The organism is Achromobacter spanius (assembly GCF_029637605.1).
Classification (GTDB): Bacteria; Pseudomonadota; Gammaproteobacteria; order Burkholderiales; family Burkholderiaceae_B; genus Achromobacter; species Achromobacter spanius_E.
This window is the reverse complement of sequence record NZ_CP121261.1, coordinates 5,429,877-5,454,630: the sequence shown is the minus strand read 5'-3', so window position 1 is coordinate 5,454,630 and position 24,754 is coordinate 5,429,877. Positions and strand designations below refer to the sequence as shown.

At 65.8% G+C, this 24,754-nt stretch carries 23 protein-coding genes; 13 read left to right on the top strand and 10 right to left on the bottom strand.

Features of this window, described 5'->3' with window-relative positions; all coding sequences use genetic code 11:
- The first annotated feature begins 41 nt into the window (after nucleotides 1-41).
- The 4 genes from hda to P8T11_RS24285 are packed head-to-tail and all read left to right on the top strand — an operon-like array spanning nucleotide 42 to nucleotide 3,314.
- Nucleotides 42-743 (top strand): DnaA regulatory inactivator Hda, encoded by a 702-nt coding sequence (hda, locus tag P8T11_RS24300; protein ID WP_268079653.1) that lies wholly within the window; start codon nucleotides 42-44, stop codon nucleotides 741-743.
- Nucleotides 740-1,438 carry an HAD family hydrolase gene (locus tag P8T11_RS24295; protein ID WP_100853006.1) on the top strand — a complete coding sequence of 233 codons (699 nt, stop codon included), beginning with the start codon at nucleotides 740-742 and terminating at the stop codon, nucleotides 1,436-1,438. Before hda ends, P8T11_RS24295 begins: the two co-directional genes overlap by 4 nt.
- The gene (gene pcnB / locus P8T11_RS24290; RefSeq protein WP_268079654.1) at nucleotides 1,439-2,821 is read left to right on the top strand and encodes a polynucleotide adenylyltransferase PcnB; all 1,383 of its coding nucleotides are present in this window, start codon (nucleotides 1,439-1,441) and stop codon (nucleotides 2,819-2,821) included.
- Nucleotides 2,822-2,825: 4 nt separating this feature from the next.
- Nucleotides 2,826-3,314, top strand: coding sequence for a 2-amino-4-hydroxy-6-hydroxymethyldihydropteridine diphosphokinase (locus P8T11_RS24285; protein ID WP_268079655.1), 489 nt, complete (start codon nucleotides 2,826-2,828; stop codon nucleotides 3,312-3,314).
- 612 nt (nucleotides 3,315-3,926) lie between these two features.
- Here P8T11_RS24285 and P8T11_RS24280 read toward each other — a convergent pair.
- The 4 genes from P8T11_RS24280 to P8T11_RS24265 are packed head-to-tail and all read right to left on the bottom strand — an operon-like array spanning nucleotide 3,927 to nucleotide 7,670.
- Nucleotides 3,927-4,823, bottom strand: a complete 897-nt coding sequence (locus P8T11_RS24280; protein ID WP_268079656.1) for a sugar kinase — start codon at nucleotides 4,821-4,823, stop codon at nucleotides 3,927-3,929.
- A complete protein-coding gene (locus tag P8T11_RS24275; RefSeq protein WP_268079657.1) occupies nucleotides 4,820-5,653 on the bottom strand; it encodes an HpcH/HpaI aldolase/citrate lyase family protein in 834 nt (277 codons plus the stop codon). The genes P8T11_RS24280 and P8T11_RS24275 overlap by 4 nt, the downstream gene beginning before the upstream one ends.
- Complete coding sequence (locus tag P8T11_RS24270; RefSeq protein WP_268079658.1) at nucleotides 5,650-6,843, bottom strand: CaiB/BaiF CoA transferase family protein; 1,194 nt, start codon at nucleotides 6,841-6,843, stop codon at nucleotides 5,650-5,652. The genes P8T11_RS24275 and P8T11_RS24270 overlap by 4 nt, the downstream gene beginning before the upstream one ends.
- A complete protein-coding gene (locus P8T11_RS24265) occupies nucleotides 6,840-7,670 on the bottom strand; it encodes an FAS1-like dehydratase domain-containing protein (protein WP_268079659.1) in 831 nt (276 codons plus the stop codon). Before P8T11_RS24265 ends, P8T11_RS24270 begins: the two co-directional genes overlap by 4 nt.
- Before the next feature lie 165 nt (nucleotides 7,671-7,835).
- Between P8T11_RS24265 and P8T11_RS24260 the strand changes: the two genes are divergently transcribed.
- A complete protein-coding gene (locus P8T11_RS24260; protein WP_268079660.1) occupies nucleotides 7,836-8,729 on the top strand; it encodes a LysR family transcriptional regulator in 894 nt (297 codons plus the stop codon).
- Between the two features lie 39 nt (nucleotides 8,730-8,768).
- Here P8T11_RS24260 and paaG read toward each other — a convergent pair whose 3' ends face one another.
- From paaG to P8T11_RS24245, 3 genes are read right to left on the bottom strand one after another with little or no spacing between them, the layout of a single operon-like run.
- Complete coding sequence (gene paaG / locus P8T11_RS24255) at nucleotides 8,769-9,587, bottom strand: 2-(1,2-epoxy-1,2-dihydrophenyl)acetyl-CoA isomerase PaaG (RefSeq protein ID WP_268079661.1); 819 nt, start codon at nucleotides 9,585-9,587, stop codon at nucleotides 8,769-8,771.
- Nucleotides 9,584-10,714 carry an acyl-CoA dehydrogenase family protein gene (locus P8T11_RS24250; RefSeq protein ID WP_268079662.1) on the bottom strand — a complete coding sequence of 377 codons (1,131 nt, stop codon included), beginning with the start codon at nucleotides 10,712-10,714 and terminating at the stop codon, nucleotides 9,584-9,586. The genes paaG and P8T11_RS24250 overlap by 4 nt, the downstream gene beginning before the upstream one ends.
- 29 nt (nucleotides 10,715-10,743) lie before the next feature.
- Nucleotides 10,744-11,934, bottom strand: a complete 1,191-nt coding sequence (locus P8T11_RS24245) for an acyl-CoA dehydrogenase family protein (protein WP_268079663.1) — start codon at nucleotides 11,932-11,934, stop codon at nucleotides 10,744-10,746.
- Nucleotides 11,935-12,206: 272 nt separating this feature from the next.
- Between P8T11_RS24245 and P8T11_RS24240 the strand changes: the two genes are divergently transcribed.
- Genes P8T11_RS24240 through P8T11_RS24220 form a run of 5 tightly spaced genes read left to right on the top strand, consistent with a single transcriptional unit; the run spans nucleotide 12,207 to nucleotide 17,365 of the window.
- Nucleotides 12,207-12,611, top strand: coding sequence for a Zn-ribbon domain-containing OB-fold protein (locus P8T11_RS24240; protein WP_268079664.1), 405 nt, complete (start codon nucleotides 12,207-12,209; stop codon nucleotides 12,609-12,611).
- A complete protein-coding gene (locus P8T11_RS24235; protein ID WP_268079665.1) occupies nucleotides 12,608-13,780 on the top strand; it encodes a thiolase in 1,173 nt (390 codons plus the stop codon). Before P8T11_RS24240 ends, P8T11_RS24235 begins: the two co-directional genes overlap by 4 nt.
- A gap of 54 nt (nucleotides 13,781-13,834) precedes the next feature.
- Nucleotides 13,835-15,355 (top strand): class I adenylate-forming enzyme family protein, encoded by a 1,521-nt coding sequence (locus tag P8T11_RS24230; protein ID WP_268079666.1) that lies wholly within the window; start codon nucleotides 13,835-13,837, stop codon nucleotides 15,353-15,355.
- A gap of 58 nt (nucleotides 15,356-15,413) precedes the next feature.
- Nucleotides 15,414-16,388, top strand: coding sequence for a Bug family tripartite tricarboxylate transporter substrate binding protein (locus P8T11_RS24225; RefSeq protein ID WP_268079667.1), 975 nt, complete (start codon nucleotides 15,414-15,416; stop codon nucleotides 16,386-16,388).
- A 20-nt stretch (nucleotides 16,389-16,408) separates the two neighbouring features.
- Nucleotides 16,409-17,365: an NAD(P)H-dependent flavin oxidoreductase gene (locus P8T11_RS24220; RefSeq protein WP_268079668.1), complete on the top strand. Its 957-nt coding sequence runs from the start codon at nucleotides 16,409-16,411 to the stop codon at nucleotides 17,363-17,365.
- A gap of 63 nt (nucleotides 17,366-17,428) precedes the next feature.
- Here the strand turns inward: P8T11_RS24220 and P8T11_RS24215 are convergent, their stop codons facing one another.
- Together P8T11_RS24215 and P8T11_RS24210 are read right to left on the bottom strand one after the other, a co-directional pair.
- A complete protein-coding gene (locus P8T11_RS24215) occupies nucleotides 17,429-18,424 on the bottom strand; it encodes a Bug family tripartite tricarboxylate transporter substrate binding protein (RefSeq protein WP_268079669.1) in 996 nt (331 codons plus the stop codon).
- 257 nt (nucleotides 18,425-18,681) lie between these two features.
- Complete coding sequence (locus P8T11_RS24210; RefSeq protein ID WP_268079670.1) at nucleotides 18,682-19,581, bottom strand: LysR family transcriptional regulator; 900 nt, start codon at nucleotides 19,579-19,581, stop codon at nucleotides 18,682-18,684.
- A 151-nt stretch (nucleotides 19,582-19,732) separates the two neighbouring features.
- Between P8T11_RS24210 and P8T11_RS24205 the strand changes: the two genes are divergently transcribed.
- The 3 genes from P8T11_RS24205 to P8T11_RS24195 are packed head-to-tail and all read left to right on the top strand — an operon-like array spanning nucleotide 19,733 to nucleotide 22,744.
- Nucleotides 19,733-20,647, top strand: coding sequence for an SDR family NAD(P)-dependent oxidoreductase (locus P8T11_RS24205; RefSeq protein WP_268079671.1), 915 nt, complete (start codon nucleotides 19,733-19,735; stop codon nucleotides 20,645-20,647).
- Nucleotides 20,648-20,654: 7 nt separating this feature from the next.
- Nucleotides 20,655-21,515 (top strand): MaoC/PaaZ C-terminal domain-containing protein, encoded by an 861-nt coding sequence (locus P8T11_RS24200; protein ID WP_268079672.1) that lies wholly within the window; start codon nucleotides 20,655-20,657, stop codon nucleotides 21,513-21,515.
- Nucleotides 21,512-22,744, top strand: coding sequence for a CaiB/BaiF CoA transferase family protein (locus P8T11_RS24195; protein WP_268079673.1), 1,233 nt, complete (start codon nucleotides 21,512-21,514; stop codon nucleotides 22,742-22,744). Before P8T11_RS24200 ends, P8T11_RS24195 begins: the two co-directional genes overlap by 4 nt.
- Before the next feature lie 454 nt (nucleotides 22,745-23,198).
- Here P8T11_RS24195 and P8T11_RS24190 read toward each other — a convergent pair whose 3' ends face one another.
- Nucleotides 23,199-24,722 (bottom strand): fumarate hydratase, encoded by a 1,524-nt coding sequence (locus P8T11_RS24190; protein ID WP_006217560.1) that lies wholly within the window; start codon nucleotides 24,720-24,722, stop codon nucleotides 23,199-23,201.
- Nucleotides 24,723-24,754 lie beyond the last annotated feature (32 nt).

Here is a 24,754-nt window from a genome sequence, read left to right as displayed (position 1 = left end):
GGGCCTTGGAAGTACCGAACAAGCCTGATTGATAACCTCTCATGAACCGCCAGCTGTTGCTTGACGTTCTTCCCGCGCCAGCGCCATCGCTGAACAACTATATCGCCGGCCCCAACGGGGAAGCGCTGGCAGCCGTGCGCGCGCTGAATCCCGGCCGCGCCCTGTATATATGGGGCGCCGCCGGTTGCGGCCGCACCCACCTGCTGCGTGCACTGACCGCGCGCCCGGACGCCGTCTTCATCGACCCAGCCAAGGGCGAAACCATGCTGCGCCGCCTGGCCGAAGCCGATTCCAAATCGCCCATGCCCAAGTTCGTGGCCGTTGACGACGTGCACCGCATGGACGACAGCCGCCAGGCCGCCCTGTTTGCGCTCTACAACCGCTGGCGTGAATCCGCCGCCACGGGCCGCGCCTTTGCGCTGGCACTGGCGGGCGACCGCGCCCCGCTTTCGATGCCGCTGCGTGAAGACCTGCGCACGCGCCTGGGCTGGGACCTGGTGTTCCGCCTGGACCCGCTGTCAGACGCCGACAAGCTGGCGGCCCTGTCCGCGCAGGCCGCTGAACGCGGCATGCACCTGGCGCCTGAAATCATCAATTGGATGCTGATCCACCACGAGCGCGACATCCGCAAGCTGGCCGCATTGATCGACGCGCTTGACCGCTACTCCCTGGCCACCGGCCGTCCCATCACCCTGCCATTGCTGCGCGCCATGCTCGCAGATCCTGATTCGCAACGCACATGACATCCCGACGTCTCGCCCTGTTCGACCTGGACCACACCCTGTTGCCGCTGGATAGCGACTATCAATGGGCCGACTATCTGGCCCGTACAGGCCGCGCGGGAGACCCCGACGAAGCCCGCCGCCAGAACGACGACCTGATGGACCGCTACAACCGCGGCGAACTCACCGCCGAACAGGCCGCCGAGTTCATGCTGGGCCTGTTGGCGGCGCATTCGCCGTTCGACCTGGCCGACTGGCATGAGGAATTCATGCGCGAAGTCATCCGCCCGTCCATCACCGCCGACGCGCGCGCGCTGGTTCAATCTCACCTGGACGCTGGCGACCTGTGCGCCATCGTCACGGCCACCAACAGCTTCGTAACCGCCCCCATCGCGCGCGCCTTCGGCGTGCCGCACCTGGTGGCCACCGACGCCGAATACCTGCGCGGCCGCTACACCGGCCGCATCCTGGGCACGCCCAGTTTCAAGGAAGGCAAGGTGGTCCGTGTGAACGATTGGCTGGCCAATATGGGATTTGGGCTTGCGGATTTCCCCGAATCGTTTTTCTATAGCGATTCGGTCAATGATGTACCCCTGCTCGAAAAGGTGACCCGTCCGATCGCCGCCAACCCCAGCCCAACCCTGCGCACCATCGCGCAAGACCGTGGCTGGCAAGTGATCGACTTGTTCGACCACATGGAAGACTCGAAGTCATAAATGATCACTGAAACCATAAAAAAATTCGTCGGCCGCTTGTTCGCGCCGGCACCTCGGGGGCCGTTGCGCATTGGGCGCGACAAGCACGGCATCGACCGCCGTAACGTTTCGCGCCACGCCATCAAGGTCTGCGAAGTCTTGCGCCAGCACGGCTATGAAGGTTATATCGTGGGCGGCGCGGTGCGCGACCTGATCGTGGGCCTTGAGCCCAAGGATTTCGACGTGGCCACCAACGCCACGCCCGAACAGATCCGCCCGCTGTTTCGCCGCGCCCGCATCATTGGCCGCCGCTTCCAGCTGGTACACGTGGTGTTCGGCCAGGAAATCATCGAAACGTCCACCTTCCGCGCCCCCGCGTCCGAAGACCAGGAAACCGACGAGCACGGCCGCATCCTGCGCGACAACGTATTCGGCTCGCAGGAAGAAGACGCCAAGCGCCGCGACTTCACCATGAACGCGCTGTACTACGACCCGCACAACGAGGAAGTCATTGACTACCACGACGGCGTGGCCGACCTGAAAAAGCGCCAGGTCCGCATCATCGGCGACCCGGTCAAGCGTTACCGCGAAGACCCGGTGCGCATGCTGCGCGCCGTGCGTTTCGCCGCCAAGCTCAACGGCACGATCGACCCGGCCACGCGCCAGCCGATCAGCACCATGGCCGAGCTCATCGAAAACGTGCCGGCCTCGCGCCTGTTCGACGAGATGCTCAAGCTGCTGACCTGCGGCCACGCCATGGACTGCCTGCGCCAGTTGCGCGCCGACGGCCTGCACAACGGCCTGCTGCCCTTGCTGGACGTGGTGCTGGAACAGCCCGGTGGCGAGCACTTCGTGGAACTGGCGCTGGAACGCACCGACGCGCGCGTGCGCGCCGGCAAGACGATCAGCCCCAGCTTCCTGTTTGCCGCGCTGCTGTGGCAGCAGGTGGATGTGCGCTGGAAACAGTTGCGCGCACAAGGCGAACACACCATTCCGGCGCTTTCGCAAGCGGCGGATTCCGTGCTGGACGAGCAGACCGAAAAGCTGGCCATCCAGCGCCGCTTCTCGTCGGACATGCGCGAAATCTGGTTCATGCAGCCGCGTTTTGAACGCCGCATGGGCAAGACGATTTTCCGCATGATCGAACAACCGCGTTTTCGCGCCTCCTGCGATTTCCTGCAGTTGCGCGCCGCCGCCGGCGAGTTCGACAGCGTGTTGGCCCAGTGGTGGATGGACCTGGCCAATGCCGACGACGTCACCCGCGCCGACATGATCGAAGAAGTCTCGCGGCTGCCGCGCGAAGCCGGCGACGGTGGCCCCAGCGGCCCGGCCTCGTCGTCGTCCACGCGCAAGCGTCGGCGCCCGCGCCGCTCGCCGTCGCGCGGCCCGTCCACCCCCGAGTAAGTTCGTGTCGCCCCCCTTGGTCCGCGCCTATATCGGCCTGGGCGCCAACCTGGGCGACAGCGCGGCCACCTTGCGTGGCGTGCTGACCGAACTGCAGGCCTCGGACGGCATCAAGGCGGTGGCGGCGTCACCGTTCTACCGCAGCGCCCCGGTCGAGGCCGCCGGCCCAGATTTCGTGAATGCCGTCGCGGCGCTGGACACGGATCTTTCGCCCCTGGCGTTGCTGGATACGCTGCAGGCGCTGGAAAATCTGCATGGGCGGCAGCGTCCGTATAGGAACGCGCCTCGCACGCTGGACCTGGACCTGCTGATGTATGGGGACGTGGCGTTGAATCACGAACGGCTGATCTTGCCGCATCCACGGATGCATCAACGCGCGTTCGTGCTGTTGCCGCTGCGTGATCTGGTGGCGGACATGGTGGTGCTAGGCCGGCCGATTTCGGCATGGATTGATGAGATTCGGGATCAAGCGATTGAGCGGGTGGTGGGGTGATGGGTTACGCGCGATAGACGGTGATTTTCGCGTAACGGCCAACCCGCGCTTCACCCATCCTACGTAAGGACAGGGCGCCAGCATGCACCGTAGGATGGGTGAAGCGCGAGAACCGGGTCAAAAAAGCCCAAGCCCCCATCGCGCGCAACCCATCTGCCACGCCCATACGCCACACCCCCACGTACCGATGGGTCGCCAACGAACAGCACCCCACCGTAGGATGGGTGAAGCGCGAGAACCAGATCAGAAAAGCCCAAGCCCCCCATCGCGCGCAACCCATCTGCCACGCCAATACGCCACACCCCCACGTACCGACGGGTCGCCAACGAACACCAACCCACACCGTAGGATGGGTGAAGCGCGGCATGATCGTCACGCGAAAACCACCGTCCATCGCGCGGAACCCATCGGCCGAGTCCCACCATGTACGGACCGGGGACATGGGTAACGGGTGTTCGGGGACATAGGTAACACTTCTAGCATCACGGTATGGTCGTTTTTAGGAACGAGCGATGCCGTGGAATGAGTCAAGCCTTATGTCCTACCGAATGGAGGTCGTTCGGCTTGCGCTGCAACCGGTCCCACCACCCCCGCCCTACGCCCCCCAAACAATCACCCCTTCGCCGCGAACCCCATCATCGCGCGCTCCACATCCTCAACCCGCGGCAACCCGGCCTCGTTCCCCAAAAATTGAATCTTGTGCGCAGACGCCGCGCGCGCGAAGGTGAAGTGTTCCAGCCAAGGCAATTCGGGCCGGTTCAAGTACGACCACACATAAGCGCCGTGAAACACGTCGCCCGCCCCTGACGTGTCCACAATGCGATCGCCTGGCACGTCCAACGACGGCAAGGTATCCACCCGCCCCGTCTCGTCGTACCAAAGCATGCCGCGCTCGCCCATCGTGACGGCGCCGATACGGCAGCCTCGGGCTTTCAGCAGGTCCAGCAAGCCTTCCGGGCTCAAGCCCAATTGTTCGCACATGCGCTCCGCGCAGACCGCCACGTCGATAAACCGCAGCAGCTCGTCGGTGTTCTCGCGCATGCCGCCGCCGTCCAACGACGTCAGCACGCCCGCTTGACGGCACGCCCGCGCGTAATGCAGCGCGGCGTCGGGCTGGTGGCCGTCCAGGTGCAGTGCGCGATAGCCGCCGATATCCAGCTTCGGAAACTCATTCAGGTATTCAACGTCCCGCGCCCGCACGATGGCGCGCTTGCCGTGCCTGGGCATGATGAACGACAGCGACGAACGGCGCACATGCCGCGAATGCAGCGTGATGCCGTGCGCGGCCGCCATGTCGGTGTACATATGGCCCAGCCAGTCGGGGGCCAGCGAACAGATCAGATCGGGCGGCGTGCCCAGCCGGCCGCAGGCGAATGCCGCCGTGACGGCGTTGCCGCCGAACGACACGGCGTAGTCCCGCGCCACGCTTTTTTCGTCACCGGTTGGCCATTGGTCCGCCAGCACGGTGACGTCAATGTAGGTGTGCCCGATGAAGAGCGCATCGCTCATGTGGGCGCCTGTTCGCCGGCTTGCGCCAGCACCAGGCGCGCGCGCGCGATGACGGGCGCATCGACCATCTTGCCGTCCAGCATGAAGGTGCCCGCCGCCGTATCGCGATGCGCGGCGATAACGCGGCGCGCCCAGTCGAGCTCTTCGCGCGCCGGCACGAAGGCGGCGTGGATGACCGGCACTTGCGCCGGGTGGATGCACAGCATGCCGCCGAATCCCATCTGCTGGGCGCGGCTGGCCGCCTGACTCAGGCCGAACGTGTCCTGCACGCCGGGAAATACGCCGTCCAGCGCAGGCTCAAGGCCCGCCGAACGGGTATGCAGCAACACCTGCACGCGGGCGTGGTCCAGCACCGTCTCGGCGCCGGGCGTGTCGGGCGTCAGGCCCATGTCCAGCGCGTAGTCCAGGCTGCCGAACGCCAGCCGCGCCACGCCGGGTGTGGCCGCGACCTCGCCGGCATTCAACATCCCGCGCGCGGTTTCGATCAGGGGAATGACCGGCAGCCCGGTCTGCGCCACATGCCGCACCTGCGCCAGCGTTTCGGCCTTGGGCAGCAGGATACCGGCAATGTTGGGCCGGCCGCGACACGCTTTCAAGTCATCGTCGTGCCAGGACGTGGAGGCATCGTTGATGCGCACCCACAGGCGGACGTCGCGATGCGTCCCCAGGAAGTCGCACAGTGCCTCGCGGGCGGACGCCTTGGCCAGATGCTCGACGGCGTCTTCCAGGTCCACGATAACGGTGTCGGCCCCCGCGGCCAGCGCTTTGGGGATGCGCTCGGCGCGGGACGCCGGCACGAACAGGGCGCTACGAACGACGGAATGCGTCACACGACCTCCGATGCATGGAATTGCGCCACCTGATCCGGCGCGTATCCCAACGATGCTAGCACCGCATCCGTGTTTTGGCCCACGCCGGGCACCGCCGCCATGCGCGGCGCGAAGGCGTTGCTGCTGGCGGGCGGCAGCAAGGCGGGCAGCATGCCCGCCGGGCTGTCGACCTGGCTCCAGCGCGCGCGCGCCTGCAATTGCGGGTGCGCCCATACGCCCGCCATGTCGTTGACGCGGGCGTTGGCGATCTGCGCGTCTTCCAGCCGCTGCGTAACCTGTTCAATCGACAAGTCCGCAAACGCCGCCACGATCAAATCGCGCAGGGCGTCGCGGTTGGCGGTGCGCTGCGAATTCGAGATGAAACGCGGGTCTTCGGCCAGCGTGGCCTGGCGCAGCACCTGCGCGCAGAACACTCGCCATTCGCGTTCGTTCTGCAGGCCCAGCATGATGGTCGACCCATCACCCACCGGGAACGGGCCATAGGGGTAGATGGACGCATGCGCCGCGCCCGCGCGCACGGGCGGCTTGGCGCCTTCGAAGGCGTAGTACATGGGAAAGCCCATCCACTCGACCATGCTCTCCAGCATGGACACGTCCAGGCGGCTGCCCAGGCCGGTTTTCTGGCGCAGCAGCAAGGCGTTCAGGATGGCTGAATACGCATACATGCCCGCCGCGATATCGGCGATGGAACACCCGGCCTTGACCGGATCGTCCTGCGTGCCGGTGACCGACAGAAAGCCGCTTTCGCTCTGGATCAACAGGTCATACGCCTTCTTGTCCTGGTACGGGCCGCCTTCGCCGTAACCCGAGATGTCGCAAACGATCAGACGCGGGAAGCGTGCGTGCAAGGTGTCGAACGACAGGCCCAGGCGCGCCGCCGCGCCGGGCGCCAGGTTTTGCACCAGCACGTCGGCCGACTCCAGCAGGCGTTGCATGACGTCGCCAGCCTCTTCGCGTTTCAGATCCAGCGTCAGGCTTTCCTTGGAACGGTTGGTCCAGACGAAGTGCGAAGACAGGCCGCGCACGCGCTCGTCGTAGCCACGCGCGAAATCGCCGCTGCCCGGCCGTTCGATCTTGATGACGCGCGCGCCCATGTCCGCCAATTGGCGGGTGCAAAACGGCGCGGCGATGGCGTGTTCCAGGCTGACGACGGTAATGCCGTCCAAGGGGCGGGATGCCGGTGTGCTCATTCGGTAAACCTCAGTTCGGCTTGGTGGGCCAGCGTGCCGTCCTGCTCGGCCCACAACTGGGCGACGCCCGGCTCGGTCAAGCGGCCGGCCACCTGGAAGGGGGTGGGCGAAATCAGCGGACGCAGGCCGCGGTAGCTCAGGTGCGTGGGGCGTGCCTTCGGATGGGCGCGGGTGAACGCCGCGACCATTTCCGTGGCGATCAACGGGCCGTGGACGACCAGGCCTGGATAGCCTTCGACTTCCGTCACATAGGGGTGGTCGTAATGGATGCGATGGCCGTTGAACGTCACCGCCGAATAGCGGAACAGCAGCACGGACGTGGGGTTGACGGTGTCTCGCCATTGGGCGTCTGGCGCGGGTTCGCTGCCCACGAGCTTGGGCGGCGACGGCTGGCGGTAGACGATGTCCTGCTCTTCCTGGATGACGATTTCACCCGCCTGGTGGTATTCGTGGCGCACGGTGACGAACAGCAAGGCGCCGGTGCGGCCCGCTTTCTCTTCCACCTTGAGCACCGTGGAGACGCGCTCGGCAGGCACGCCCACCTTCAAGGGCTGACGGAATTCCACCCGGCCGCCCGCCCACATGCGGTTGCGGTCCTGCGCGGGCGGCAGGAAGCCGCCGCGCGAAGGGTGGCCATCTGTCCCCAAGCCATCCATGCCCACCGTGCTGATGAAAAACGCCCACTGCCACAAGGGCGGCAAGGCGTCGCCCTGGGCCGGGGCAATGCCGCCCAGGGTGGCCGCGATGCGCGCGGCGTGGCCGGGGTCCATGGCGTCCGGCTTGCGTTCGCCGCTGCCGATCCAGGCTGCCGGATCCGTAGAAGTCATGCCTATATCCTTTGGTGGGTTCACGAGCTTGGGGTTTACTCAGGCATCAAGCATGCCCGCAAGCCGTCCCCGTTGTGAATTCGTTTTTCCTCAAGGCGGGGTTTGCGGCGCCTGAATCGACAAGCCAGGCCCAGCCCCGACGCGGCGCGCCGTAAACTATGCCGCATGCACTTCGACCTCGCCGACCTACGCCTGTTCATCCACATCGCTGAATCTCCCAGCCTGACCCAGGCTGCGAAACGCGCGCATCTGTCCCTGGCCGCCGTCAGCGTGCGGATCAAGGCACTTGAGAACCAGCTCAATTCCCGCTTGCTGTACCGCGACAGCCGGGGCGTGGAAATCACGCCCGCCGGCCAGAAGCTGCTACAGCACGCCCGCGTCATCATGCGGCAGGTCGACCACCTGAAGCATGACTTCCAGGAACAGTCCGATGGCGACGCCGGGCATATCCGCATCTTCGCCAACACCACGGCCGTCACCGAATTCATGCCGGACATCCTGGCGCAATTCCTGTCGGTGCATCCGGGGGTCACGGTCGACCTGCAAGAACGCCTGACGCGCGACATCGTGCGCGGCGTGCTGGACGGCACCACCGACCTGGGCATCGTCGCCGGCCCGGTGGACGCCCCCGAGCTACAAGCCATTCACTTCAGCACCGACCGGCTGGTGCTGGTGGTGCCCAACGGCCATCCGCTGCAAGACCAGGACAAGGTCAAGCTGGTGGACGCGGTGCGCTACCCATTCATCACCATGCACGAAGGCTCCACGCTGGTGGCCTTTTTGCGCGACCAGTTGGAACGCGGCGGCCAACGCCTGCCGCAGCGCATCCAGTTGTACAGCTTTGATTCCATCTGCCGCATGGTGCAGGCCGGCGTGGGCATCGGCGTGATTCCCGATTCCGCCGCCCGCCGCTATGGCGCCGACACCAAGTTGCGCGTGGTGGAGCTTGATGAACCCTGGGTGGTGCGCGAACGCAAGCTGCTGGTGCGCGACGTCGACGCCCTGCCCGGCTGCGCGCGCGAACTGATAGAACAGATCCAGACACCGCGCAAGCCCTAAGCGCACAACGCGCCGGGCAGCCGCGGTCAAGCTCGGCGCTCAGGTTCCGGTAAACGCGGGCGGCCGCTTTTCAGCGAAGGCGCGCATGCCTTCCAGGTAGTCGTCGGTGTAGCCCAGCTCGCGCTGCAACTGGCATTCCAGGTCGAACTGCTGCGCCAGCGTATTGCCGCTGGACGCATGCAGCGCGGCCTTGGTGGCCGCATACGCGCGCGTGGGCCCCGTGGCCAAGGTGGCCGTGATGTCCGACAAGGTTGACGCCAGAGACTCGTCCGGCACCACGCGCCAGATCAGCCCCCACGCTTCCGCCTGGGTGGCGCTGACCGACTCGCCAAACAAGGCCGCGCCCATGGCCCGGGCCGAACCCACCAGGCGCGGCAAGAACCACGTGCCGCCCGCATCGGGCAACAAGCCGATCTTGCTGAAGGCCTGCACGAAACGTGCCGACTGCACGGCGAACACCACATCGCACGCCAATACCAGGCTGGCGCCCGCGCCCGCCGCCACGCCGTTCATCACGCACACCACCGGCACCGGCAGCGCGCGCAAGCGGGTGATCAAGGGCCGATAGCACTTCTCAAGCATCTGGCTAAGGTCGCGCCGCGCGCCATCTTCGGCAGGCTTGCGCTCGCTTAAGTCCTGCCCCGCGCAAAAGCCCCGGCCCGCGCCGGTGATGACCAGCCCGCGCAAGCCCGCGTGCGCCTCCATGACATCCAGCGCGCGCGCCAGTTCGGCGTGCATGACCTCGGTGAAACTATTGAGCCGGTCTGGCCGGTTCAGCGTAATCACGCCGACGCCGTCAGACAGCGTGAACTGAATCTGCGTGAAATCTTCGCCCGTGGTGTTCTGCGTCGCGCTCATGCCTGCTCCTCAAGAATCGCCAATTCCTCCAGAACCGCCAGTTGTTCGGCGGTGTCGCCCAGCAACTGATCCACCATGGTCAGTCGCTTGAAGTAGTCGCCCACGTCCAGTTCGTCGGTCATGCCCATGCCGCCATGCAATTGCACCGCCATCTGCGCCACCTGGCGTCCGGCGCGTGCGGCCTCCAGCTTGGCCGACGCAATCATGCGGCGGCGTTGCACGGCATCGGGCTCCGTCAACGCGGCCACGGCCACATAGGCCATCGACAAGGCCAGTTCCTTGGCCACCAGCATCTCGGCCAGGCGGTGCTGCAAGGCTTGGAACGACGCCAGCGGCTGGCCGAACTGCTCGCGGGTCTTCAGATAATCGACGGTGATTTCCAGCAGGCGGTCGATGGCGCCGGCCGCGTGCGCGCACAGCGCCGCCGTGCCCCACTGCAAGGCCTGGGCCAAGGCCTCGTCGGCCTGCGGGCCTTCCGCCAGCAAGGCGTCGGCGGGCAGGCCCACCGCGTTGAAATCCAGCCGGGCGCAGCGGGCGCCGTCCAGCGTGGGCGTGTCGGTAACCCGCACGCCCGACGCATCAGCAGGCACCGCCAGCAGCACCGTCTGGCCGTCCGCCCCCAACGCGCTGACCAGCCATGCGCTTGCCGCCGCGCCGTGCCACACGAGGTGCTTGACGCCGTCCAGCCGCCAGCCCTGGGCGGATTTGGCAGCGCGGCAATCCTGCGGCCGGGTGTCGTAGCGGCGGCCGGGTTCCTGATAGGCCACGCTGACAAGCGCCTCGCCCGAGGCAATGGCTGGCAACCAGCGGCCGCGCGCGGCGTCACCGCAAGCATCCAGCAGCGCCGCGCCCATGACCGCGCTGGGGATGACCGGCTCGGACACCAGCCCACGGCCCAGCTCCAAGTGCACGGGCAAGAGGCTGGCGGGAACTTCGCCGAAGCCGCCGAAGTCTTGCGAAATGGTCAGGCCCAGCACCCCAAGTTCGGCCAATGCGCCCCAAGCCTTGGGGTCCAGCACGCCAGAGCTTTGGCGCGCGCGGCGTTGGGGAGTTGTCCATGCCTGGTCCACCAGGCGGCGCAGGCTGTCGGCCAGCATGCGCTGTTCTTCTGTATAGAGGAAATCCATGCGTGTCTTCCTGTCGGGTTGCGTGGGGCCTACAGGCCCAGCACCAGGCGGGCGATGATGCCCTTCTGCACTTCGGTCGTGCCGCCGTAGATGGAGGTCTTGCGCATATCGGCATAGCCCGCGCCGGCGGCGGCGGCCATCTCGGGGCCGGGTCCGTGGGTGTCGTTGTCGGCCAGCAGCCAGTCGGGGTCGTAAGGCCAGGCGTCCGGCCCCGCCACTTCCATTTGCAGCATGGCCAGATCCTGCTGGATCTCGGATCCGCGTATCTTCAGCACCGACGCTTCCGGACCCGGCGTGCCGTCGTTGCTGGAAGCCACGCGCAGCAGCAGCATTTCCAGCGCCATGATGTCGACTTCAATACGCGAAATGCGGTCACGGAAACGGCTTTCGGCCAGCAGCGGCTTGCCGCGCGATTGCGCTTGCGCCGCCATCTGTTTCAAGATGCCCAGTTCGCGATGGCAATGGCCCAGGCCGGCGATACCGGTGCGCTCATGGCCCAGCAGGTATTTGGCGTAGGTCCAGCCCTGGTTCTCTTCGCCCACCAGATTGGCCACCGGCACGCGCACGTTTTCCAGCCAGACTTCGTTCACGTCGTGGCCGCCGTCCAGCGTGCGGATGGGGCGCACCGTCACGCCCGGCGCGCGCATGTCCAGCAGCAGCATCGAAATGCCGCGCTGCGCGCGGGCGTCAGGGTCGGTGCGGACCAGGCAGAACATCCAGTCGGCGTACTGCGCCAGCGTGGTCCAGGTCTTCTGGCCATTGACGATGTAGTCATCGCCATCGCGCACGGCGCGCGTTTTCAGCGACGCCAGGTCAGAACCCGAACCTGGTTCGGAATAGCCCTGGCACCACCAGTCCTGCACGCGCGGAATGCGTGGCAACAGGCGCGCCTGCTGTTCCGCGCTGCCGTATTTCATCAGCACCGGGCCGATCATCGACAAGCCGAATGGCAGCAGGCGCGGCGCGCCGGCCTTGGAGCATTCCACTTCGAAGATCAGGCGCTGCAAGGCGTTCCACCCCGTGCCGCCATGCTCCACGGGCCAGTTGGGCGCGCCCCAGCCGTGGTCCGCCAGGATGTTGTGCCATCGCACGTAATCGTCGCGCTCCAGGCGCTGATGGCGCAACACCTTGTCTCGGATATCGGCGGGCAACTGGGTGGTGGCGAACGCGCGCACCTCGTCGCGGAATTGGCGCTCTTGCGGCGTCCAGGTCAGGTTCATGGTCTACCTCCTTTGCCCGGTATCTAGCCATGGCGCGCGCGGCCGGACAATCTGCCTCTTCCGAAGACCGGCTTCGCGCTGGATGTAGGGCGGCGCAAACGGCGCCCGGCGCAAACGGCGCCCGGCGCAAACGGCGCCCGGCGCAAGCGGCGCCCGGCGCAACCAGCGCCCACTATCGCTTCGCAAAAGGCCTGCTTCAGCAATGAAGAATGGCAGAACGCTGCCGCAGTGCCGACACTAGCAGCCGTCATCCACTGGAATCCCATCGCACCATGACTGTTTCCGATCCCAAGGAAAGCGTGTCGCAGGGCGTCGAGGCGCAGTACCGCCAGGCGCTCGACCAGGGCCGTTTTCTTATTCAACGCTGCGGCGGCTGCGACCGCGCGGTGTTCTATCCGCGCATGGTCTGCCCGCACTGCGGCGCCGACAAACTGACTTTTGCACCCGCCGACGGACGCGGCACTGTTTATTCCACCACCGTCGTGCGCCGCAAGCCCGATGCTGGGGGCGACTACAACGTGGCGCTGATCGACCTGCAAGAAGGCGTGCGGCTGATGAGCCGCGTGGAAGGCGTCGCCCCCGCCGACGTGCGTATCGGCATGCCTGTGCGCGCCCGCGTGATCCAACAAGACGGCCACGGCCTTGTGGTCTTCGACCCCACCCAGGAGGCGGCATGACGCTTAACGATTTGCGCGGCGCCGTCGCCGTGGCCGGCGTGGGCCATGCCGGCCTGGGGCAGGCCAACGGCTTTACCGAAATGGAGATCCTGGTGCAGGCGGCGCAGCGCGCCGTGGCCGACGCCGGCCTGACCCTGCGCGACATCGACGGCCTCTGCACCGCCAGCGTCGCCGCGCCGATGTGGGCCATGCCGGTGATCGAACACCTGGGCATCCGCCCCACCTTCATCGACAGCACCATGCTGGGCGGCTCCAGCTTCGTGGCGCACCTGCTGCCGGCCATGCACGCGCTGGCCTCCGGCCAATGCAACGCCGTGCTGGTCTGCTATGGCAGCACGCAGCGCACCTCCACGCTGAGCCGCGCCGAAGTGGGCCGCGTGCGCAAGCAGTTCGACCCGCAGCCCTATGAAACGCCCTACGACCCGCTAAGCCCGCTGTCGTCCTATGCGCTGGCGGCCGCGCGCCATATGCACCAGTACGGCACGCGCCGTGAACATCTGGCGCAGGTGGCGCTGGCGGCCAACCAATGGGCGCAATTGAACCCCGAGGCGCAACTGCGTGAACCCACCACGCTGGACCAGATTTTGTCAGCGCGCATGGTGTCCGACCCCTTGAGCGTGCGCGATTGCTGCCTGGTCACCGACGGCGCGGGCGCCTTTGTGCTGGTGCGCGCCGACCGCGCCCGCGACCTGCCACGCCCGCCCGTCTACGTGCTGGGCAACGCCACCGCCGTATGGAACCGGCAGATCTCGTCCATGCACGACCTGACCGTTACCGCCGCCGCGCAATCGGGCAAACAGGCGTTCGAGATGGCGGGCGTGTCGCCGAGCGACATCGACGTGGTCGAACTCTACGACGCCTTCACCATCAACACCTTGCTGTTCCTGGAAGACCTGGGCTTTTGCGCCAAGGGGGAATCCAAGGACTTCATCGCGGACGGCGCCATTGCGCCGGGTGGCAGGCTGCCCGTCAACACCAACGGCGGCGGGCTGTGTTGCGTGCATCCCGGCATGTATGGCGTCTTCATCATGATCGAGGCGGTGCGACAACTGCGCGGGGAATGCGGCGACCGGCAGGTGGCCGACGCGCAACTGGCGCTGGTGCACGGCAACGGCGGCACGCTGTCCAGCCAATCGACCGCCATCCTGGGCACCCAGGCCACGCTTTGATCTTTGATTTGCACGTATTGCACGTATTGCACCTTGACCTCCACGGCACTCTTGATGTCTCACGCAGAACCCTACACTCGCATCCATGAACTGCTGGCGCGGCAAGCGCGCCAGCAACCCGACGCTGTTGTGCTTTACGAAGAAGGCGGCGGCGCCCTGACCTACGCGCAACTGTGGCAGCGCGTGCAGGCCGTGGCCGAATGGCTGCGCGGGCAGGGGGTGCAACCGGGCCATCGCGTGCTGATGGTCGGGGAAAACTGCACGGCGATGATCGCGGCGCTGTTCGGAGGCGGTGTGGCGGGCGCCTGGCCGGTGGGCGTGAACGCGCGGCTGTCGGCTCGCGAAGTCGACAACATCCGCCAACACGCCCAACCTGAACTGCTGCTCTACACCACGGGTGTATCGCCTGCGGCCGCCGCCCACGCCGCCACCACCGGCGCGGTGGATGCGGACCCAGCCGTCTGGGGACCGGGCGTGCAGGCCACGCGCGCCGCCACCCCCACCCTTGCGGAAACCGATGCGCTGGCATCGGAAGTGGCCACGGTGATCTACACGTCCGGCACCACCGGCGCGCCCAAGGGCGTGCTGGTGCCACATCGGGGCCTGCTGCATTTCGCGCGCGTGTCGGCCGCGTCACGGCGCTTGACGCCGCACGACATCGGCTATGCCGCGTTGCCCATGTCGCACATTTTCGGCATCGCCACCGTGCTGATGGCGACTGTATACGCGGGCGCCAGCCTGGTGCTGCGCAGCCGCTTCGACGCGGAAGACGCCTTCAAGGCCCTGGCACATCCCGGCGTCAGCATCTTGCAGGGCGTGCCCACCATGTTCAGCCGCATGATGGCCGTGGCCCCACCCCGCGCCGACCTGCGCGCCCCCGCCCTGCGCTACCTGTACACCGGCGGCGCGGCGCTGGACCCCACCCTGAAGCGTGATGCCGAACGCTACTTCGGCGTGGCCATGCACCACGGCTACGGCATCACCGAATACGCGGGTTCAATGTTCATCACCCGCATCGACGAACCGCGCGACGACTGCTCGGCGGGCTATGCGGTGGACGGCGTCGAGCTACGCCTGGGCAGCCCCGATGCCGACGCGCCCAAGCCCGGCGAACGCGGCGACATCCTGATCCGTGGCCCCGGCGTCATGCTGGGCTACTACCGCAATCCCGAACAAACGGCGCAAGCGCTGCTGCCCGGCGGCTGGCTCAACACCGGCGACATCGGCTACGTCGACGACAGCGGCGCGCTGTTCATCGCCGGCCGCTCCAAGGACCTGATCATCCGCTCGGGCTTCAACGTCTATCCCATCGAAGTCGAGTCGGTCATCAACGCGTTCCCCGGCGTGCGCCTGTCCGCCGTGGTGGGCCGCGACACCGCCGACCAGAACGAAGAGGTCATCGCCTTTGTCGAGCCCCTGCCGGGCGCCAAGGTCGACACCGAACTCTTGATGCTGCACCTGCGCGCGCAACTGGCGCCGTACAAGCGGCCCGCTCGAATCATTCCCATCGACACCATTCCCACGACCGTCAGCGGAAAAATCCTGAAGCAACCGCTGAAAGAAAGGCTGGCGTAGGCGCGGACTCGCTGTTTCCGCTCCACGACCGGCCTCTTAACCACAAGGAGACAACAGCGTGAAACTCAAGACCCTCTTTGCCGCGGCCGCCGCCACGGCGGCCTTCGCCATGGCGTCCTCGGCCAGTGCAGAAGCGTATCCCGACCGCCCCATCCGCCTGTTGGTGGGCTACGCCCCCGGCGGCCCCGTCGACACCACGGCCCGCGTCTTCGCCAAGTACCTGGGCGACAAGCTGGGCCAGACCGTCGTGGTGGAAAACCGCGCGGGCGCCAGCGGCATGATCGCGTCGGACGCCACCGCCAAGGCCACGCCCGACGGCTACCTGCTGGGCTTTGCCGCCAGCCCCACCCTGACCATGTCGCCCTTGGTCCAGCGCAGCAAGCTGTTCGATCCGCGCAGCGACTTCTCGCTGATCGGGCTGGTGGTTGATTACGCCAACGTGCTGCTGATCGGCCCGCAGATTCCCGCCAAGAACGTCGGCGACCTGGTCAACTACGCCCGCGCGCATCCCGATGCCGTGTCGTTCGGATCGGCCGGCATCGGCGCCTCGAACCACTTGTCGGCCGAGCTGCTGAAAAAGCAGGCCGACGCGCCCATGCTGCACGTGCCCTACCGCGGCAACTCGCCCGCCATGATGGACGTGGTCAGCGGCAAGGTGACGTTCATGTTCGACATCACCAGCACCGCCATTCCCTTCATCAAGAGCGGCAAGGCGCGCGCGCTGGCCGTCACGTCCAAGACCCGCAACCCGGAATTGCCGGACGTGCCCACCATGATTGAAGCCGGCATGAAAGACTACGAAGTCGTGGGCTGGTACGCGCTGGTCGGCCCGAAGAAACTGCCTGACGCGGTCTCGGCCCGCCTGACCCGCGCGCTGCAAGACGTGTCGAAAGATCCCGCGTTCCGCAAAGCCATGACCGATGGCGGCTACGCCATCAACACGGGGGATTCCAAAGCCCTGCAAGCCCGTATCGACCGCGAGTACGCCTTGTGGTCCGACGTTATCCAAAGCGCCAACATCCAGGCCAACTAGACCCTTACCGGAGCCCACTGATGCATCCTCCGCTTGCGCTACGCGCTCAGACCCGCCTGCCGATCATCGGCGCCCCCATGTTTCTGGTCTCTGGGCCCGAGCTGGTCGTGGCGCAATGCGCGGCGGGGATCATCGGCACGTTTCCCTCCCTGAACGCCCGTCCGCAGGAACAGTTGCAAGACTGGCTCACCCGCATCGAAGACGGCCTGGCCGCCACGCGACGCGCCCGCCCCACGGCCAAGGTGGCGCCCTACGGCGTGAACCTGATCATCCACCCCAGCAACCCGCGGTGGCAGGGCGACCTGGCCATCTGCGCCGAACGGCGTGTGCCGCTCATCATTACGTCGCTGCATGCGCCCGAAGCCGTGGTGCAAGCCGTACACCCCTACGGCGGGCTGGTCTATCACGACGTCACCAACGTGCGGCACGCCAAGCGCGCGCTGGAGGCCGGTGTCGACGGCCTGATCCTGGTGGCGGCGGGCGCGGGCGGCCATGCGGGCCAGATCAACCCCATCGCGCTCATCAACGAAATCCGCGCGTTCTACGATGGCCCCTTGGCGCTATCTGGCTGCATCAGCCACGGCAAGGACGTGCTTGCCGCCGAGGTCCTGGGCTGCGACTTCGCCTACATGGGTACGCGCTTCATCGCCACGCAGGAATCACTGGCGGGCGACGCCTATCGCGAAATGGTGCTGCAAGCCCAAGCGGCCGACGTGACCTACACCCCGTACTTTTCGGGCGTGCCCGCGAACTACTTGTCGGCCAGCATTCTGGCGGCGGGCTTGGACCCCGTGGCCTTGTCCCGCAATGGCGAAGCGCCCCCCGCGAACATGGACAAGAACTCACGGCCCAAGGCCTGGAAGGACGTCTGGAGCGCCGGGCAAGGCGTGGGCGCGGCGCAAGAGATCCTGTCGATAGCGACGTTGGTGGATCAGTTGGAAGCAGAATATCGCAGTGCGCGGGCGGCGTTGCGCTGACCCGAAGGGCGCAAAAAAAAGGCGGCGTGCTTGCTTTCGCTTGCTCGCCGCCTTCTTCCTGATTCACTCCAGCTTGATATTCGCCGTCTTGATCAAGTCCCGCCATTTCACGATTTCGTTGCGCACGAACTCGCCGAACTGCTCGGGCGTGCCGGGCTTGGGTTCGGCGCCGGCGGCGATCATTCCCTTGGCCGTGCCCGGGTCCGACAGCACCTTCACCATGTCGGCGTTCATGCGCTTGACGATGTCGGGCGGCGTGCCCTTGGGCGCCATCATTCCGCTCCACGAATAGGCCTCGTAGCCGGGCAGGCCCGACTCGGCGATGGTGGGCACGTTGGGCAACATGCTGGACCGCGTGGGGTTGCCCACGCCCAGCGCGCGCACCTTGCCACCGCTCAAGTGCGGCACGGCGGATGGGCCATCCGCGAACATCACTTGCACCTGTCCGCCCAGCAAGTCCTGCATGGCGGGTGCGCTGCCGCGATAGGGCACGTGCTGGATGCGCGTGCCGGCCATGGCGTTGAACAGCTCACCGGCCAGGTGCGTACCGCCGCCCGTGCCCGATGAGCCGAACGACAGCTTGCCGGGGTTTTGTTTGGCATAGGCGATCAGTTCGCTCACCGTGTTCACCGGCACCGACGCGTTCACCACCAGCACGATGGGAAACACCGCCGCCATGCCCACCGGCACGAAGTCGGTAGTGATGTCGTAAGTGAGGTTGTTGCGCAAGCTGGGCAAAACCGCGTGGTGGATGGAAGCGAAGAAAAAGTTGTAGCCGTCCGGTGCCGCCTTGGCCGCGAACTGCGCGCCAACGATGCCGCCCGCTCCTGACTTGTTGTCCACCACGGTGGGCACGGACCACATCTGGCCCAGGGGCTGCGTGGTGAAGCGCGCGGTGGTATCCACCGGGCCGCCGGCGAGGAACGGCACGATGAACGTCACGGCATGGCCGGGCCAGGTGGCGGCGCGGGCAACGGAAGGGAACAAGGTGGGCAGTACGGCCGAGGCACACGTGGCGCCCAGCCCCGCGAGCACGCGGCGGCGTTGAGGATCAATCACTGCAGTCTCCAGGTCTTGGTGTTATTCACGGTCAAGCTTGGTACTGCCGCCCGCCGTATTTATGCGCGCTTGCTGATTGCGCTTTTTTTATTATTTGCCCAGCGCCCGGATTCGCCGCTACACATTTTCAAAAGCCCCTCTTTCGCACGAATTGAATGTTCGATGAGCGGACAGGATTTTCCCTAGGGCCTGGCGCGGATACGACATCCGGCGCAGGCCAAAGGGACGACAAACAAGTCGGACTGCCGCCCCTGCGCCTACTGCCCGCGCGCGGCGCGTTGCACGTGTTCGATGAAGCACTCGGCAAAGCTGGGCAGGTCTCGGCCGCGCTGCCGGCACAGCAGCCGGTCGCGCAGCGCCCAGGGGTCTTCCAGCTTCAGCACATGCAGCGCATCGGGCCGGCTGTAGCGCGCGGCGCAGGCGCGTGGCACCACGGCAATGCCGGCGCCTGCTTCCACCATGCGGCACACCGCTTCAAAGCTGCCCACATGCACGCGCTGGCAGATACGCTTGCCCAGGCCGCTGGCAATGTCTTCCAGGAAGGTCTGGATGGCGCTGTCCGGGTGGATGCCCACGAACTGATAGGCGTCGACCAGATCCGCGAAGTGCGCGGACTTGGAGGCGGCCAGCGGGTGGTCCAGCGCCGTGACCACAGTGAGTTCGTCGCGAAACAGCGGCGTGACGTCCAGCCCTTCCACGTCGATATTGCCGGCCACCAGCCCCAGGTCGCCCGCGCCCGCGCGGATGGCGATGACGATGTCGCCAGAGATTTTTTCTTCGAGTTCGACATCCACGTCAGGGTTTTCCGCCAGGAACGTGGACAAGGCATCGGCCAGGAAGGAATTGGTGGCCGTGGTGTTGGCCAGCAAGCGCAAGCGCCCTTTCAGGCCGCTGGCGTAGGGCTGAAGATCAGCGTTCAGGCATTCCAGTTGACGGAAGACGGCGTTGGCGTGCTTGAGCAGCACCTCGCCCGCCGGCGTCAGCGCCACACCCGTGGCCAGCCGCACCAACAGGCGCGCCTTGAAGGCTTCTTCCATGTGTTTGACCCGGGCGCTTGCCGCCGGCAAGGACAGGAACGTGCGTTCCGCCGCCCGGGTCAGGTTAAGGGTTTCGCCCACGTTCAAAAACAAACGCAGGTCGGTCAGATCATGTCTCATGTTCCACCACGCAGAAGGGGGGCATTTCTAATTTTGAATTCTTCGAATGCCGTCACGAATCTACCATGGGGCATTCCCATGAACCAGACCGGTTGATGCGGAACTGTTTTCCAACGACGGCGCGTGCGCCGCAGCAAAGGAGTCAGAGTCAATGAGCGGCATCGTTTCCGGAAAGGTAGTGGTCGTCACCGGCGCGGGCGGCGGCATCGGGCGCAGCATTGCGCTGGCGATGGCCGAAGCGGGCGCCAAGGTGGTGGTGAACGACATCGGCGTGTCGCTCACGGGCGAAGGCGGCGCGCAAGGCCCGGCGCAAGAGGTTGTGCGCGAAATCGTGGCGGCAGGCGGACAGGCCGTGGCCAACACCGACAGCGTGGCGGCCTACGACAGTGCCAGCCGCGTCGTGCAGACGGCCATCGACGCCTTCGGCCGCATCGACGCGGTCATCAATAACGCGGGCAATCTGCGCGACCGCGTTTTCCACAAGATGAGCGAAGAGGAATGGCGCCAGGTGATCGACGTGCACCTGAACGGTTCGTTCTTCATGAGCCGCGCGGCGGCGCCGTACTTCCGCGAGCAGGAATCGGGCGCGTTCGTGCACATGACGTCCACCTCGGGCTTGATCGGCAACTTCGGCCAGGCCAATTACGCGGCCGCGAAGCTGGGCATCGTGGCGCTGTCCAAATCCATCGCGCTGGACATGGCGCGCTACAACGTGCGCTCGAACTGCATCGCGCCCTTCGCCTGGAGCCGCATGACGAGTTCCATTCCGGCGGAAACCGACGAAGAGAAGGCACGCGTCGAAAAGTTGAAGAAGATGGAAGCCGGCAAGGTCGCGCCGATGGCCGTGTACCTGGCCAGTGATGCGGCCAGCGAAATCACCGCGCAGATCTTCGCGGTGCGCGCCAACGAAATCATGCTGATCAGCCAGCCGCGTCCGCTGCGCACGGTGCATCACAGCGAAGGCTGGACGCCCGAGCGCATTGCCGACATTGCCGTGCCGGCGATGCGCAAGCATTTCTACGCGTTGGAGCGTTCGCCCGACGTGATCGACTGGGACCCTATCTGAGACCGCCATGCCGCTGGATTACGCCACCGTGAAAGACTGGCGCTTTGACGAGGTCCGTCAGCGCTACGACCAGAAAGACACCATGCTGTACGCGCTGGGCATCGGGCTGGGCCAAGACCCCGAGGACACCCGCCAGTTGCGCTACGTGTACGAAGAGGGCTTGCAGGCGTTTCCCACCATGGGCGTGGTGCTGGCCTACCCCGGTTTCTGGGTGCGTGACCCGCGCACCGGCATCGACTGGGTAAAGGTGGTGCACGGCGAGCAGCGGCTCACGGTGCACGCGCCCTTGCCGGCGTCGGGCATGGTCGTCAGCCGCACGCGCAACACGCATGTGATCGACAAGGGCGCGGACAAGGGTGCCATCATCATCAATGAACGCACGCTGCATGACGAAGACGGCGCCTGCCTGGCCACCTTGCGGCAAAGCACGTTCTGCCGGGGCGACGGCGGCTTCGGCCAGGGCGACGCCAGCCCCGAGCCGCTGCCCGCCACGCCCGATGGCGAACCGGACCTGCGCTGCGAACTGCGCATCGCGCCTAACGCGGCGCTGTTGTATCGCTTGAACGCCGATCCCAACCCGCTGCATGTGGACCCCGAGGTGGCGCATCAGGCGGGGTATCCGCGCCCCATCCTGCACGGGCTGTGCTCATACGGGGTGGCCGCGCACGCCATCGTGAAAAGCTGCTGCGACTACGACGCCTCGCGGCTGACCAGCCTGAACACGCGCTTTTCGGCGCCGGTGTATCCCGGTGAAACGCTGCAATGCGATATCTGGCGACAGCCGGACGGGCAGATCCAGTTTCTGGCGCGCTCGCGCGAACGCAATGTGGTGGTGATGAGCCACGGTACCGCGACGGTGCAACCATGACGCGGCCGCCCGCGTTGGACGGCATCCGCGTATTGGACTTGTCGCGCATTCTGGCTGGCCCCTGGTGCACGCAAAATCTGGCTGATCTGGGTGCCGACGTCATCAAGATCGAACGCCCGGGCGTGGGCGACGACACGCGCGCTTGGGGGCCGCCGTATTTGAAGGATGCGAACGGCCAGGACACCAGCGAATCCGCCTACTACCTGAGCACGAACCGCAACAAGCGTTCGGTGGAAGCGGACATGGCCACGCCTGCTGGCGCGGCGCTGATTCGCGAACTGGCGGCTGTCAGCGACATCCTGGTCGAGAACTTCAAGGTGGGTGGGCTGAAGAAATATGGGCTGGACTACGACAGCCTGAAAGCCATCAACCCGCGTTTGATCTATTGCTCGGTGACAGGCTTCGGGCAGGACGGGCCCTTTGCGCAACGCCCTGGGTACGACTTCATGATCCAGGGCATGGGCGGGCTGATGAGCATTACCGGTGAGCGCGACGACCTGCCCGGCGGCGGCCCGCAGAAGGCGGGCGTGGCGGTGACGGATATCGTCACCGGCATGTACGCCACGGTCGCGATTCTGGCGGCGCTGCAGGAACGGCATCGCAGCGGCCTGGGGCAGCATCTGGATATTGCGTTGCTGGATAGCCATGTGGCGCTGCTGGCAAACCAGAATTCCAACTACTTCAATTCCGGCGTGGCACCCACGCGCGCGGGTAACGCGCATCAGAACGTGGTGCCCTATCAGGTGTTCGCGGCCAGCGACGGCCATCTGATCGTGGCCACGGGCAACGAATCGCAGTACCGCGCGTATTGCCGCGCCATCGGTGTGCCGGAACTGGGCGATGATCCGCGCTTTGCCACCAACCGCTTGCGCGTCACGAACCGCGAGGAATTGATCGGGATACTGACGGGGATCATGCAGGAAGGCCGTCGCGACGACTGGATTGCGAAGCTGGAAGCGGTGGGAGTGCCGTGCGGCCCGATCAACAACATCGCACAGGCCTTCGCGCACCCGCAAGCCGAAGCCCGGCAGTTGCGCCGCGATTTGCCGCATCCCTTGGGCGGCACGGCCCCCGTCACGGCCAGCCCGTTACGATTTTCGGATTCACCGGTGGTCTACCGCCGCGCCCCGCCATTGTTGGGCGAACACACGGAAGAGGTCCTGCGCGAGGTACTGAACAAATCCCCCACCGCCATCGCCGAATTAATAAAACCGACAGATGGCACGTAGGATGGGTGAAGCGCGGCAGGCCCAGGGCAAGAACCCCAACGCCGATCGCGCGGAACCCATCAAGCAGCGCCGGGGTCCTTAACCAAATCAGCCACAGCACCACGGCAGCATGATGGGTTCCGCGCGATAGACATCAGCGTTCTTGTCCGCATCCGTGCGCGCTTCACCCATCCTACATTGCCCCTACCGAAAAATCGGCAGATAGCACGTAGGATGGGTGGAGCGCGACAGACCCGATACAAGAACCCCACCGCCGGCCGCGCGAAACCCATCAAGCACCGCCGGAATCCTTAACCAAATCAGCCACAGCACCGCCGTTGCATGATGGGTTACGCGCGTTAAACGTCGGTGTTCTTCTCCGCGTCCGTGCGCGCTTCACCCATCCTACGATGGCCTGCACGTCCATCGCCGAATTAAAAATGGGTGGGTCATACCCACCCACCAAAAACACCGTTTACGCAACCGCGACCGGAATCTTCCCGATCTTGGCTTGCCATTCCTTCGGACCCGTCGTGTGGACCGAGGTGCCCTTGGCGTCTACCGCCACGGTTACCGGCATGTCCTTCACGTCGAATTCGTAGATGGCTTCCATGCCCAGGTCGGCAAAGCCCAGCACCTTGGCGCCACGAATGGCCTTGGATACCAGATACGCCGCGCCGCCCACCGCCATCAGATACGCCGAGCCGTGCTTCTTGATGGCTTCAATCGCGACCGGGCCGCGTTCGGACTTGCCGATCATCGAGATCAGGCCCGTCTTCTCCAACATCATGTCGGTGAACTTGTCCATGCGCGTGGCGGTGGTGGGGCCGGCGGGGCCGACCACTTCGTCGCCCACCGGATCCACCGGGCCCACGTAATAGATCACGCGGTTGGTGAAGTCCACGGGCAGCGGCTCGCCCTTGGCCAGCATGTCCTGGATGCGCTTGTGCGCGGCGTCGCGGCCGGTCAGCATCTTGCCGGACAGCAGCAGCGTCTGGCCCGGCTTCCAGCTGGCCACTTCTTCCTTGGTCAGCGTGTTCAGGTCTACCTGCTTGGACTTGTTGTAGTCCGGCGCCCAATGCACTTCCGGCCATTCGGACAGCGACGGCGGATCCAGGCGCGCGGGGCCCGTGCCGTCCAGTTCAAAGTGCGCATGGCGCGTGGCGGCGCAGTTCGGGATCATCGCAACCGGCTTGGACGCGGCGTGCGTGGGGAAGGTGCTGATCTTGACGTCCAGCACGGTGGTCAGGCCGCCCAGGCCTTGCGCGCCGATACCCAGCGCGTTGACCTTTTCGTACAGCTCGATGCGCAGTTCTTCCAGCTTGTTCTGCGGGCCACGGGCCAGCAGTTCGTACATGTCGATGTCTTCCATCAACGACTGCTTGGCCATCAGCATGGCTTTTTCAGCGGTGCCGCCGACGCCGATGCCGAGCATGCCCGGGGGGCACCAGCCGGCGCCCATGGTCGGGACGGTCTTCAGCACCCAGTCCACCAGCGAATCGCTGGGGTTCAGCATGGCGAACTTGGATTTGTTTTCCGAACCGCCGCCCTTGGAAGCGATTTGCACGTCGACCTTGTCACCCTGGACAAGCTCGACGTGCAGGATACAGGGCGTGTTGTCGCGCGTGTTCTTGCGCGCGAACAGCGGGTCATCCAGCACGGAAGCGCGCAGCGGATTGTCCGGGTTCAGGTAGCCACGGCGCACGCCTTCGTCACAGAGCTCTTGCAGGGTGCGCTTGGTGTCAAAGCGCACGCTCATGCCGATCTTCAGGAAGACGTTGACGATGCCGGTGTCCTGGCACAGCGGACGCTTGCCTTCGGCGCACATGCGGGAATTGGTCAGGATCTGCGCCATCGCGTCGCGCGCGGCGGGGCTTTCCTCGCGCTCGTAGGCGCGCGCCAGATGGCGGATGTAGTCGACGGGGTGGTAGTAGCTGATGAACTGGATGCCATCGGCTATCGACTGGATGAAGTCTTCTTCTTTAATGATGACGGACATGGCGATTTGCGGGTCTAGATGAAAACTGGATA